Source organism: Nocardia sp. NPDC050793 (assembly GCF_040654065.1).
Lineage (GTDB): Bacteria > Actinomycetota > Actinomycetes > Mycobacteriales > Mycobacteriaceae > Nocardia.
This window is the reverse complement of the sequence record NZ_JBFAHG010000003.1, coordinates 176,161-188,679: the sequence shown is the minus strand read 5'-3', so window position 1 is coordinate 188,679 and position 12,519 is coordinate 176,161. Positions and strand designations below refer to the sequence as shown.

Genomic DNA, 12,519 nt, shown 5'->3' with positions numbered 1-12,519 from the left:
TATCCGCACGCACAGCTGTGCATGACGGAACATTTACGCGGCGGCCACCCGCAGTACTGCCGCGGAGAACGTGAACCCGAAACCCGTGCCGATGAACAGCACGCAACGCCCGCGAAGCAGTTGGCCGGACTGTTCGAGATGGTGCAGCGCGAACATCTGATCAACCGGCCCCATATGACCGTGCCGCAGGCCGAGGTCCAACACACTGCTGTCCGAGAAGTCCCACAGCGGTTCGACGAAGGACTCGTTGAACATCCGCTCCCCAACGAAAGGGGGGATAACCCAGGCTATTTCGCTGCGCTCGATGCCTGCCTGCGCGATCGCCTTCGAGACGACCGAGCGTACCCCCGCTGCGGCCCGCGCCCGCACCTGCGCTGGCGACAGCTCTCCCTTTCGGAAGAACGCGCGATTGCGTGCCCGCATGTCGACCGGAGCGGGGATCGAACTGTGCCCTTCGTCGCCGCGGAACAGGGGCTCCATACCCGCGTCCGCGCCGAGTTCGACCGACAACACCTGGTACCGCCCAGGCACATTCGATACCAGCGCGGCTGCCGCGCCGTCGCCGAAGACCATGCCGGAGCTCAAGGTCCACCGGTCGACCCCTGGAGCGGTGAAACGGTCGGCACAGGTCAGCAGAATCGATGACGCGACCGCTGGATCACCGGCGAGCATCCGCCCCGCCGTCGCGAGGGCGAAGATCATGCTGTTCGAGTAGGCGGTCAGCTCGAACGGGACGATCGCCGAGTCCGCGCCGAAGAGCTGGTTGGCGATCCAACAACCGGTTGGCCACATCGAGATGCCTTGGAAGAAGGTATAGGAATGAATCAGGAACGAGGGGGACGGCGCACCTTCCGCCACCCCCGCGGTCAATGCCGCGGCGCCGGCCGTCACCGCCGCTTCCGGTGCGGGAACATCGAGCACCGACACCGACCGCATCTTGGTCTCGGCGATGTCGTCCGCACGGTAGTGGCCTGCCGCTACCGCATCGGCGACCGAGACGAGGTCGCCCGACTCGCCGCTTACCCCGTTGACCCAGAGCGCGTCGAATCGCATGAGCTATCCGACCCCCGCGCCGGCCTCCGGCGAGAGGGATAGGCCGCGCCGCGCGGACAACATGGCCTGCTCGGCAACGTCGATGATCTCGGTAACACACCGCTCGATCGACTGCATCGAGGTGTCCAAGCGCAGCTCCGGCGAGATCGGCGCCTCGTAGGTGGACTGCACACCGGTCATATCGGAGATCTGCCCGTCGGCGGCTCGTCGGTACAAACCCTTGACGTCGCGCTCGATGCAGACTGCCAGTGGCGGATCCACGTGCACCTCGATGAAGGCCAAGCCCGCGGCGGCATGTGCGGCGCGGATATCGGCACGCGCGTCGCGATACGGTGAGATCGCCGAAACCACCGCGAGCACACCGTGTCTGGCGACCATCATGGAAAGCTCGCCGATCCGGCGGATGTTGGCGCGCCGGTCCGCTTCAGCGAACCCGAGCTCGGGGAAGAACTTGGCACGTACCACGTCACCGTCGAAGTGCTCGGTGCGCACCTCGCTTCCCAATCCCCGGCACACCGCCGCCGCCAATGTCGTCTTTCCCGAACTCGGCAGACCGGTGAGCCATACGGTGCCGCACAGCATATTTACCTCCTCAGCAACAGATTTCGTGTGATCAGGGCGCGTAGGCCCGGCCGAAGATCCTTCGTGCGACCACGAGCCGGGCCGCGTTGTCCGTACCATCGGCGATCTCCGGTCCGACCAGATCTCGCAACCTGCGTCCGAAGCCCGTTTCGCCGGACCATCCTCGATGCCCACACGAGAGCAGCGCCTGATGCGCCGCCTCGAAACAGACCCGCGGCACCCACGCTTTGGCCATATTCGTCGCGGCGTTGAAATCAACGCCCGCATCGCGTTTCGCCAAAGCGTCCAACGTCAGCAGACGTGCCGCGGTGACGGAGATGTGTGCGTCGACCAACGGGAAGGAGACCCCTTGGTGCGCGCCGATCGGCTTTCCGAATGTGGTTCGCTGCCTGCAAAATTCGACGGACTCGTCCAGTGCCGCCTGCGCCGTACCGAGCGCCATCATGCAGATCAGCGCCCGCGAGTAGCCGAATCCCTTCATCACTTGCACGAATCCACTGTCGATCGCTCCGACCAACTCCGACCGTTCGACTCGCACCGCCGAGAAGTCCAGTACGCCACGGCCACCCGCTCGGCACCCGAGGTCATCGAAGAGGTCGCGGTGCACCCCAGCCTGATCCAGTGCCACGAAGAACGCCGAAACACCTTGCGCGCCACCGTCACTGGTTCGTGTGAAGACCAGCGCGTGCGTCGCGTACGCCGCGAGCATGATCGAGGTCTTGCGCCCGGACAGTATCCAGCCGGAGCCATCGCGGTCGGCGCGGAAGGATATGTTGGCGGCATCGGTTCCGTACTCTTCCTCGGTCAACGCTAGCGCGGGAACGATGTCCCCGGCTGCGAGACCGGGCAGCCAGCGCGCCCGCTGCTCGTCCGAGCAATTCGCTTCGATGATGCTGCCGATCAGTGCCGCATTGAGGATCGGGTAGCACGGGGACATATCCACCCGTGCCAACTGTTCGAGCACCTCCCCGACGACCACCGACCCGGCCGACGAGCCGCTGTATTCGCGACCGACGCCCATCCCGAAGAAGCCCGCGGTCGCCAGCTCGGGCAGCACCCCGTCTTGTAGCACTCCGTGCTGGTCGTGCCATCGGGCGGCGGGTCGTAGCACGCGATCGGCGACCTCGCGGGCGCGATCGACCCACTCCTGTCTCGTGACTACTGCCGAACTCGTGGTCACAGTGAACCCAGCCCTTCTCGCAACAGAAACTTCTGAACTTTCCCGGTGGTCGTGCGCGGCAGCGATTCGACCAACCGAATCTCCTCGGGCCAGTAGATCTTCGCCATTCCGAGTGCTTCGAGGTGTCGCGTGATCTCCGGCAGCGACGGCTCGGCGCCGTCGGTCACCAGCACGGCGCAGGAGCGTTCGCCGAGACGCGCGTCGGGAACGGCGATCACAGCGACATCGCGCACCGCCGCCATCCCCAACAGCGCGCTCTCCACCTCGGCGACCGGTATCTTCTCGCCGCCCCTGGAGATGATGTCCTTGGTACGACCGCAGATGCGGATGCCTTCATCGTCGGTCCAGCGCGCCAGGTCCCCGGTGCGGAACCAACCGTCGGAGGTCAGGCATTCCGCGTAGGTCTCCGGCCGCCGGAAGTACCCGGTACATTGACTCGCGCCCTTGACCTGCAGCTCACCGATCGGGCCGACCGCGGTGACCGATGAGCCGTCATCGGCGGTGATGCGTACCGCCATGCCGTCCACCGCCGAACCGTCGCATTCGCTGGCGCGCAGCATCGGCTCGCTCCGGCGGGTCACCGTCACGCAACCGTTCTCGGTCATCCCCCACTCGGAATACAGCCGACAGCCGAGCACCCGATGGGCGGCCTCGGTGAGGTGCGGCGCGATCGGGGCGCTCCCGGTCACGAAGCTGACCAACGTCGAGAGATCTCTCGGCCGGCTTTCCTGCGCCGCGATCAGATCGATGAGGAACGTCGGCGCCCCCATGAAGAACGTGACCTTCTCGCGCTCGATGATATCCAGCACGAGGTCGGGATCCCATCGCTCGACCTGTACAGCCGTCGCGCCGAGGATGAGCGGCATGATGAAGTTCCAGGTGTACCCGGCCTGATGGGCCGTCGGCGACCCCATGCAGGTGATGGTCGCCGAGTCGAGTCCCATGACGTCGGCTTGGACCTTGTTCATCGCGTACAGGGTGTTGTGCGTGTGCATCACCCCTTTCGGCTCACCGGTGGTCCCGGAGGTGAACATCAGCTGACACACGTCGTCGGCGTTCAGCGTGCGTGCCAAGCGCCGCAACGCTTTCGGCGACTCCGCGGATACCGGCGCGGCCTCCCACTCGGACAGACACGGGAAACCCGCTGCCGCGACGCGCGCCCGGGATTCGTCCGATGTGGCGACGAGAACGCAGCGCGGCGGCTGCGCGAGCCGGGCCGAAACCTCTTCGAGCATTGGGAGATACGAGAATCCCCTGAAGGATTCGGCGCCGAAGTACACCTGGCTTTCGGTGAGCTTCAGAATGTATTCGACTTCACGGGCCCGCATGGCGGGCAGAATCGGCGCCGGGATCGCCCCCACTGCGCAGACAGCCAGGGCGAGAGCGATCAGTTCCTCGGAGTTCGGCAGCTGGATGGCCACGACATCGCCACGCCGCACGTTCTGCTGGGTCAGCAGCAGCGCCAGCCTGGTCACCCGATCATGGAGCTGCCGATAGCTCGTGCGCCGCACGGTTTCGCCGTAGCAGATCGCCGCGGTTTTGTCCGGACTCGCATCGGCGGCCGCGATCAGGTCATCGATCAACGTCGAGTGGCTCCGCCACAGACCGGCGGCCACATGGGCAGGCGCGTCCGGATCCGCGAAAACGCCGAGATCATCGTGGTCCATCAGATACCAGCCGCCTTTCCACCATCGACCACGAGCATCGCGCCGGAAATGAAGCCCGCCGACTCCCCCGTGAGAAAGGTGACGACGTCACCGAATTCCGCCGGATCACCCACCCGTCCGACCGGCAGCTCCGCCGACAGCCGCTCCAATTCCTGGTCGATCGCATCGCCGAACTGGGTATCCAGGGCGGCGGTCCGGTGATATCCGGGCGCGACCACGTTCGCGGTTATTCCGTATCGCCCGTATGAGTTCGCCACGTTCTTCGCGAAGGCAGAGATGCCGGACCGCACCGTTCCCGAAAGTACATTGTCGACCATCGGCTCACGGACGGACTCGGATGTCATGTACACGATTCGTCCCCAGCCGTTCCGCTGCAGGTGCGGCAATGTCGCCAGCGTGAGCCCGATGTGTGGCAGCATTGTCGACTCGACTGCTGTTCGATAGTCCGGCAGCTGGAAAGAACGAATATCACCGTGGTCGACCCCGCCGGTATTCGACACCACGATATCGAGTCGCTGATGGTCCGCGACAACCTGCTCGACCCACTGCAGGACGGCCGCAGGATCACGCAGGTCGACGACCGTCGCGTCCACCCCGCCGGGACCCGAATCCCGGAGCCGTTCAACTGATTTCGCCAACTTTTCGGAATCGCGCCCGCAGATGCAGACCGTAGCGCCCTCGCGCACCATCGCGGCCGCGACGCCGAACCCGAGTCCGCTGCTCGCCGCGCTCACCAGCGCGACGCGACCCTTTATGCCTATTTCCATACCATGCTCATTTCACAGTCCGGAAGCGATCAGAATTTCAGATATCCGTAGCGGAGCGCCACTGGCGCTACCAGCGCCATGGAAAGCGCACGGCGTATATGCTCCGGCACCGTCTTCGGAGCTGACCCGGATTTTATTTCCACGGCGCCCCGCCGGAACCGATCAGGGTTTCCGGTGATGGTGTGATTAACCCCGAAAGAGACGCTCCGATCACCGCTGATCGGCGACTCCACCGGGAGATCCATGAACTCGAGTATCCGCTCGATGCCGCGCTGCGGATTCCGAATGAAGTCCTCGTAACGGATACGCATCCCGGGAATATCCGAACGCAGCATCACCATTTCCGCCGCGATATTGAAGGACGTCCAGTAGCCCAGTGTGCGCAACGGCGATACGCGCCGAATATATGATTTTGGTTTGCGATACGACTCGACCGTATCGTGCGGCGAACGCACGATGTGCAGTACCCGGAAGTCGATATCGCCGCCGAGCCCGAAGACGAGCGGCTCCGTCGGAACCTTGGAGCTGTCGACGATGATGCTACCGCCGGTTCGCCGGTGGATCGCGCGGTAGAGAGCGATGCGTTGTTCGACGAGCTCCGGCACGGCTCGGGTCGGCGTCGGGCGCGCGAGACGAGCCGGAGTATGCCGGACCCGGGTATGCCGATGCTGCTCGGCAACCACGGCGGCCGACAGTCCGAGGTCTATAGAGTGGTCCAAGATCGGTGCCCAGAACTCGCACTCGGCCCCGGGAGCGCCACAACCGCACTGCGCGTTGGACCCGGTCGCCATACCGAGGTTCTTCCAGAGGTAATGGAGTTCACCGACGTGGACGACGCCGGGCACCTCGTTGAGAATGTTTCCGACCAGCGTGCTCCCCGACCGCATCATGCCGGTGATGTAGAGCACCGACGGCTTCGGCGCACTGGTCACGTCAGTTCGTCCTCGCGACGATCAGATGATCCGGCAGCGGCACGGCGAACCCGAATCGCGCTGACGCCCTGATCTGGCTTTGCGGCCCATCACCGTTCCCACGCAGCTCCACACTTCCGATCCGCGGCAGGAACATGGTCGCCGCCGCGCTGAAGTCACCGAGCATCACCTGCCCTGCCGGGATCATCCTGGTCCGCGACGCCTTGATACCGACAGCGGTGAGCCGTGCCAGGGTCCCGGAGCGCACCAGATCCCAGTACTGCTGGGGGTGGACGATCAAGCCGTCGAACGATCCGCCCGCCTCCTCGACTTCCGCCGCGAGGCGATAGACCAGATCCTCGACGCCGTCGAAAATTCGCTCGTGCCTGCGGATGCCGTCTTCCTGGAGCAGACCGGTGACGGCGCCATCGCCGCTGCCGTGCAGGAGCGTTTCGTTCTCCCGCACAGACAGCCGCACCAGGACCCGGTAATCGACGAAGTGCGCCAGCTGCGCGGTGTGCCCGAGCAGATCGGTCGGGATATCGACATCCACCTGGATATCCGTCATCGGCCGCTCCACCAGGTCCGTCCGCGCCCGCGCCTCACGGGTTCCGCTGTAGGACTGACGGTCTCGTGCCGGATGCGAGTTGGCACCGATCGTTTCCCGCACGTAGTTCGCGGGCCGGTCACCCGCGGACGCGGTCTTGACCAGATCCCGTACCGCGTACCGGGGACGCTGCGCGAAGAGGGGAAAAGCACTGGTCAGATGGGTGCGGTAGGTAACAACGACGCCATCGGAGCCGATCTTTCCGGCCACCGCCCTGGCGAATTCCTCACCTACGGTGAATCGGTGGGCCGTATCGTCGACCAAACCGACGTGTGGCCGACTGAGCCAATCCGTGCCGCTACTCATTGAAACTCCTTCGAATTGTCGATGGCCGCGCATACCGCCTCCACCGTGACGCCATACGCGGCGAGCACGTCGCGGTGATCGCCACCGACCGACGCCCAACCGGTCCCGACGTTGACGCTGGTCACCTCGGCGTCGCGGGCCAGTACTGCCACCGTCGATGCGACGCTGCCCGGTAGGCGGTGCTCTTCTACGAAAATCAGGTGCCGCGACCGCTGGGTCAGCTCCGCGACCGCCGCGATCAGATGATCACCATCGAGCCAGCACAACTGTGCGTGCCCCACCCCGTCACGCAAATCGCTTGCCGCCGAGCACAGTTCGGACGACCGCTCACCCACGGAGACGAGAATGGGCGCCCCGGCCACCGGCACACGGCACCAGTTGATCCGTCCGGGCTCGGGATGGCCACTCGCCGCGTGTGATTCGTTACGGGCCAATCGCAGATACGCGGGCTTGCCCGCGGCGTGCACGTAGCGCAGCGCGGACCGGGTTTCCTGCTCACCGCACGGCACCCCGATGGTCACGCCTGGAATGGCCTGGACCACAGCGAGATCATCGACCGCGTGGTGCGTAGGGCCGTACCACGCACCAGCCAGGCCGCCATACGGACAGACGAGCACCACCGGTGCACCGATATATCCCAGTCCGAGTTTCAGGCTCTCGGCCGCTCGATACGTGGCGAACGTCGCGAACGTGGACAGATACGGACGTAGGCCGGCCTTCGCCATACCGACGGCGATGTCGATGGCCGCGGCTTCGGCGATGCCGAGGTTGAAGAACCGATCCGGAAACTCCGCCTGGAAGACGTGGTTGTGCCCGCCGACATCCGTCTCGATGCACACCACCCGGTCGTCCTGCCGAGCGAGCGCGAGCAACTCGTCCTTGTACGCGTCGCGCCCGGACAGCCCGGCGGGGGTCACCGGTTCACTCCGGCCAGCGCGGACTTCCACTGGTGCGCACGCTGCTTGCCGATGCGGACGTAGTGGGACTTCGACAATCCCTCCGCGGTCGACACGCCTTTCGCCTTGGTCGTCCGCGCGACGATCGCGCGCAGGCCCGATCCTGTGGTGAGCGCGTCGAGTAGCGCTGGAACCGAGTGCCCGTCCACCGTCTCGACGACAGCGCCGAATGCGCGCAATCGCGCCGCGAGGTCGCCGAGCGGCGAGATGTCGGCCACGTACCCGTCGTTCTGTCCCCCGTTGGCATCGACGATCAGCGTCAGGTCATCGACCTTTTTCGCCGCGGCGACCTGCAGGGCTTCCCAGACAAGTCCCTCTTGCAGTTCACCGTCACCGACGATGGCGAAGGTCCGACCGGGCCGGGCGAGCAGCCTGCGGGACAGTGCCCAGCCGACCGCGTAGGCCGCACCGTGGCCGAGGCTTCCGGTCGGGAATAGCACCCCCGGCATGTCCTTACCGGGATGGCCGGTGAGGGCGGATCCCGCCCTTCCATACGAAACCGCGGGGTGCTCCGATAGCACGCCACGCACATGCAACGCCGCGTACAACGCCGCAGCCGCGTGTCCTTTGCTCAGCACCACCGCGGACCCTTCCTCGGTGTCCGCGATCGCCATCGTGGCAAGCAGGATCTCCACCACCGACAGACTTCCGCCGAGATGGCAGCCGACTTCGGTTGCGGCGGTATCGATCACGACTTCCCGGCAGCGCAGCGCCTGTCGTTCGAGAATCGTCGCCAGTTCGTTCACGACAATGGACGTCATCTATCTGCACCTCTGTCGAGCAGTCGAGTCAGAGCCGAGGCCAAGACGCCCCGAGCCGTCTCATACGCCGCGGCCGTGATCTGCTCGTCCGGCGTATGGTCGTAATTCGCATCGCCAGGCCCGTACGCCACCATCGCGACGTCCGACCAGGCGGTCGCGAGCGTATTCATGTCACTGCTGCCGCGTTTGAAGACATAGCGCGGCCGCAGGCCGGCCGAGCGGAACGCCACCGCGAAGGATCGAACGAGATCGGTGTCGCGCCGCGTAATCACCCCAGGCGTCGCCCGTAGCACATCGACGGTCAGATTCTCGCTGCTGCGGGCTTCGATCACGGCCACCAGGCCGGCCAGCTCGACGTCCGCGGGTACCCGGATATCCACGACCGCGTACCCGACCTGCCGACCCCCGTGCTCATCGGCTCCGACGTCCAGCGTGGCCACGAGCGCATGCGGCGCGAAAGCCGCGACGGCCTGCCGTAGCGCCACGACCTCGGCGATGATCCCGTCCGCGCCGGTGACCGATCCCTCGCCTGCCGGATGCATGCCGTCGGTACCGAAGTCGAGGCGTACCTTCAGCAAGCCGTTGTAGCCGATCGTCAGCCCGGCTTCGCCGCTGGGCTCGCCGATCACGACAGCGTCGGCGGTGTAGTTGTCCCGGATATGAAACGCCCCACGCGACGTCGTCTCCTCCTCGACCGCGCCGACCACCACGAGCCGGGCACCGGGCGGTACCGGAATCGACGCGGCGGTCTCGAGGAATGTCGCGAGGCACCCCTTGGCATCGACGCTGCCCCGCCCGGTCAGCGCCCCGTCCCGCCAGTGCGGGCGCCACCGGTGCCGAACGGTGTCGAGATGACCGAGCAACAGCACGGTGAACGACCCCTCCCCGACACTGACCACCAGGTTTCCGGCCTTGTCGAGGTCCGCGGACAGTCCTCGGGCCGTCGCCCAATCCCGCAGAAAGATCGCGAGCTCGCGCTCGTCGCCGGACACCGACGAGATGTCCACCATTTTCGACAGCAAATCCAGCTCCGGGGCGCAGCGCCCGACCCGCCAGTACCGCGTACCCAGCGTGGTGTCCAGCGTGTCCGGGCCGGTGATGGCAATGTCCGCGGTACCCGAATCGGCCAATTCGACGGCACGTACCTTCTGCCGCATTCGACCCGACGCGTACGCGTAACCCTCGCCCCGATACAGATCGGGCAGCCTCGTGCGCGCGTCCTCGGGATCGGCGAGCAGTCCCGGCGTCGACGTGACGATGCGCAGGTGATCGGCGGACAGCTCGTTGGACAGCTGCGCCGCGAGCACGTCGGCGTCGATGTTCAACCATCCGCCGTCGGGGTCGGCGATCGGTGGTGTCAGGCACAACACATCGCAGGACGCCAGGAGTTCGCGCACCCGTACCGTGTCGACGGCGGCGACCTGGCCGACCATCAGGTCACGAACAACCGTCACCCGATCGCCGAACAGCGCCTTGATCGGGCGATTACGAACGCCACGCACCAATCCGTCCGCACCGGCAGACCTCACCGTCGCCCGCAGCGAGAACTGCTCAGCGGCACGAACCAATCTCGGCAACGTCCGGGTTCGGTACGAGTCGACGATGTGCGGTATCTCCGCGTGCCGCGAATCCCGAACCGAGGTGCCGTTTTCCATGGTCAGCACCGGTGGCTCCCGATGCATCGCCGCGTAGTGTTCGGTCAGGTCCGCGGACCCTCCGGCGACGACCAGCACGTGCGCGCCGTCATCCACCAGGTCTTTGATCTGTGACCACACCAGCGAGGCGCGGATCGAGCGATTGCCGATCTTCACGACATACAGCGGACGGTACGGCTTCACGGCCACCTCGCGGCGGCCATGAGACCAGTCTCCTCCGGGAGACCGAGTCGCTTGTTCATCGCCTGCACCGCCTGGCCACCGCCACCCTTGATCAGGTTGTCCAGCGCGCACACGGCAACGCAGCTTTCCCCGCGCACCGCGACGCCGACCTCCGCGAAGTTGGTGCCGATCACCGTGTTGACCGAGGGAAACGAACCGGGGCTGCGGCCGTTGCGCACCTTCACGAAAGCCGAATGCCGGTACGCCTCCGCGTAGACGCGTCGGACCTCCGTGATTCCGGTATCCGGTCGTAGCCGGGCGTACACGCTGACGAAGACACCCCTGCTGATCGGCAGACTCACCGTCGAGAACTGAATGTCCGGATCCTTTCCCGAGTATCGCGAGATCGCCTCGCGCACTTCTGGTTCGTGGCGATGGCCGAAGAACCGATGCATCCGGATGTCGCCGTAGCGCTGTGCGTGTGCTTCGCCGTGCACACCGCCGCCACTGGACCCGGTTTTCGCCTCGATTACCACCGGCCCGCACACCAGGCCGCCCCGGTACAGCGGCAGCGCGGCATACAGCGCGGCCACCGCCATACAGCCCGGCATGTTCACCAGCGAACCGTCCGGAACTTCGCCGAACTCCGGGATGTAATAGGCCCCGGCGACCGGTGTAGCGGCCGAGGCGGGATAGTGGCGGGCCGCTGCCGCCGGGTCGGTCAACCGGAAGTCGCCGGCGACGTTGATCACCGTCGACGCCTTTGCCGACACAGAATCCAACCGCTCGGGCAGCGCCCCATGTGGCATGGCCGCGATGGCGACGTCGACGTCAGGCATCGCATCAATGTCGACGAAGCGCAGGTCGCCGACCGAGGAATTGCGCACTCCGCGCACGGTGTCGCCGACGATGTCCCCTGCCCTGGACGAACTCACCGGGACTATCTCGGTGACCTGCGGGTGACCGCCGAGCAGCCGGAGTACCTCACCACCGATATAGCCACTGGCGCCCAGCACCGACACTCTCGTCATGACGGCGCTCCCAGCCCGGCCAACTCGCGCTCGATGCCGAGCACCGAGGTGGTGTAACTCGCGAACAGCCCGGCGATGTCGACATCGTGCGCTGGTGCCGATCGCGCGAACTCCGGGTTCGCGTTGACCTCGAGCACGAAGTACTCGCCATCGAGGGTCGACCGGACGAGATCGATTCCGTAGAATCCCGGCCCCAACATCGCCACCACCTCGGCGCACAGGCTGCGGACCTCTGGTTCGATCGGTACCCGCTTGGCGACGCCGCCGAGTGCGGTGTTGGTTCGCAGGCCGATCGCGTCCCGCCTGATCACCACCACGACCTCGGTGCCGATGACGATCGCGCGTAGATCGTGGTCAGCCTTCGGAATGTGCTGCTGCACGATCACCGGGAACTCGCGGCCGCGCGCGTCGACACTCTCCCAGCCGGCCCGCCAGGCCGCGAACTGTTCCTCGGTCCTGATCCGCACCACACCGCGACCCCACGACGAATTCACCGGCTTGATCACGACGTCACCGCCGAGTCCAGCTACGAACGACGACACGTCGTCGAAGGTGAACGCGAGCCGAGTCTGCGGATGACGGATGTCGTGCCGCGCGAAAGCGAGCGCTTGTATGTCCTTCCCCGAGCAAGTCAGAATCGATGCGGCGGAATTGATCACCGCGATTCCGGCATGCTCGAACAATTGAGCCATACGGAGGTTCTCGTTGCGCGAAACATTACGCATGAGGACGAGTGATGGCCGTGCATCAGCCGAGCCCAAGAATTGGGCGTAGTTCCGACGGTTCGCGACTTCGATCGCGCAGCCGAGCTCTCGAAGTGAGCTCAGGATCTCCTTCTCTTCCGGTCTAAGGACCGTCACCGACACCAGCACACGCTTCGC

At 65.6% G+C, this 12,519-nt stretch carries 12 protein-coding genes; all 12 read right to left on the bottom strand.

Features of this window, described 5'->3' with window-relative positions:
- Positions 1-33: 33 nt before the first annotated feature.
- Genes AB0H50_RS11400 through AB0H50_RS11345 form a run of 12 tightly spaced genes read right to left on the bottom strand, consistent with a single transcriptional unit; the run spans position 34 to position 12,498 of the window.
- Entirely contained in the window at positions 34-1,053 is a 1,020-nt protein-coding gene (locus tag AB0H50_RS11400; protein ID WP_357449906.1) for a 3-oxoacyl-[acyl-carrier-protein] synthase III C-terminal domain-containing protein, read from the bottom strand.
- A gap of 3 nt (positions 1,054-1,056) precedes the next feature.
- Complete coding sequence (cysC, locus tag AB0H50_RS11395; protein WP_357449904.1) at positions 1,057-1,635, bottom strand: adenylyl-sulfate kinase; 579 nt, start codon at positions 1,633-1,635, stop codon at positions 1,057-1,059.
- 31 nt (positions 1,636-1,666) lie between these two features.
- Positions 1,667-2,815 (bottom strand): acyl-CoA dehydrogenase family protein, encoded by a 1,149-nt coding sequence (locus AB0H50_RS11390; protein ID WP_357449901.1) that lies wholly within the window; start codon positions 2,813-2,815, stop codon positions 1,667-1,669.
- A complete protein-coding gene (locus AB0H50_RS11385; protein ID WP_357449899.1) occupies positions 2,812-4,482 on the bottom strand; it encodes an AMP-binding protein in 1,671 nt (556 codons plus the stop codon). Before AB0H50_RS11385 ends, AB0H50_RS11390 begins: the two co-directional genes overlap by 4 nt.
- Positions 4,482-5,249 carry an SDR family oxidoreductase gene (locus AB0H50_RS11380; protein ID WP_357449896.1) on the bottom strand — a complete coding sequence of 256 codons (768 nt, stop codon included), beginning with the start codon at positions 5,247-5,249 and terminating at the stop codon, positions 4,482-4,484. The genes AB0H50_RS11385 and AB0H50_RS11380 overlap by 1 nt, the downstream gene beginning before the upstream one ends.
- Positions 5,250-5,278: 29 nt before the next feature.
- Complete coding sequence (locus AB0H50_RS11375; protein WP_357449893.1) at positions 5,279-6,181, bottom strand: hypothetical protein; 903 nt, start codon at positions 6,179-6,181, stop codon at positions 5,279-5,281.
- 1 nt (position 6,182) lies between these two features.
- Positions 6,183-7,073, bottom strand: a complete 891-nt coding sequence (locus tag AB0H50_RS11370) for a family 3 encapsulin nanocompartment shell protein (protein WP_357449890.1) — start codon at positions 7,071-7,073, stop codon at positions 6,183-6,185.
- Positions 7,070-7,990, bottom strand: coding sequence for a hypothetical protein (locus AB0H50_RS11365; protein ID WP_357449888.1), 921 nt, complete (start codon positions 7,988-7,990; stop codon positions 7,070-7,072). Before AB0H50_RS11365 ends, AB0H50_RS11370 begins: the two co-directional genes overlap by 4 nt.
- Positions 7,987-8,790, bottom strand: a complete 804-nt coding sequence (locus AB0H50_RS11360; protein ID WP_357449885.1) for a 1-deoxy-D-xylulose-5-phosphate synthase N-terminal domain-containing protein — start codon at positions 8,788-8,790, stop codon at positions 7,987-7,989. The genes AB0H50_RS11365 and AB0H50_RS11360 overlap by 4 nt, the downstream gene beginning before the upstream one ends.
- Positions 8,787-10,628 carry a M20/M25/M40 family metallo-hydrolase gene (locus tag AB0H50_RS11355; protein WP_357449882.1) on the bottom strand — a complete coding sequence of 614 codons (1,842 nt, stop codon included), beginning with the start codon at positions 10,626-10,628 and terminating at the stop codon, positions 8,787-8,789. Before AB0H50_RS11355 ends, AB0H50_RS11360 begins: the two co-directional genes overlap by 4 nt.
- Positions 10,625-11,638, bottom strand: coding sequence for an N-acetyl-gamma-glutamyl-phosphate reductase (argC, locus tag AB0H50_RS11350; RefSeq protein WP_357449880.1), 1,014 nt, complete (start codon positions 11,636-11,638; stop codon positions 10,625-10,627). Before argC ends, AB0H50_RS11355 begins: the two co-directional genes overlap by 4 nt.
- A complete protein-coding gene (locus AB0H50_RS11345) occupies positions 11,635-12,498 on the bottom strand; it encodes a RimK family alpha-L-glutamate ligase (protein WP_357449877.1) in 864 nt (287 codons plus the stop codon). The genes argC and AB0H50_RS11345 overlap by 4 nt, the downstream gene beginning before the upstream one ends.
- Between the last annotated feature and the right edge of the window lie 21 nt (positions 12,499-12,519).

Coding starts and splice junctions, on each gene's coding strand:
- AB0H50_RS11385 (WP_357449899.1), bottom strand. CDS start 4,482: ATGGACCACGATGATCTCGGCGTTTTCGCGGATCCGGACGCGCCTGCC.
- cysC (WP_357449904.1), bottom strand. CDS start 1,635: ATGCTGTGCGGCACCGTATGGCTCACCGGTCTGCCGAGTTCGGGAAAG.
- AB0H50_RS11370 (WP_357449890.1), bottom strand. CDS start 7,073: ATGAGTAGCGGCACGGATTGGCTCAGTCGGCCACACGTCGGTTTGGTC.
- AB0H50_RS11360 (WP_357449885.1), bottom strand. CDS start 8,790: ATGACGTCCATTGTCGTGAACGAACTGGCGACGATTCTCGAACGACAG.
- argC (WP_357449880.1), bottom strand. CDS start 11,638: ATGACGAGAGTGTCGGTGCTGGGCGCCAGTGGCTATATCGGTGGTGAG.
- AB0H50_RS11400 (WP_357449906.1), bottom strand. CDS start 1,053: ATGCGATTCGACGCGCTCTGGGTCAACGGGGTAAGCGGCGAGTCGGGC.
- AB0H50_RS11380 (WP_357449896.1), bottom strand. CDS start 5,249: ATGGAAATAGGCATAAAGGGTCGCGTCGCGCTGGTGAGCGCGGCGAGC.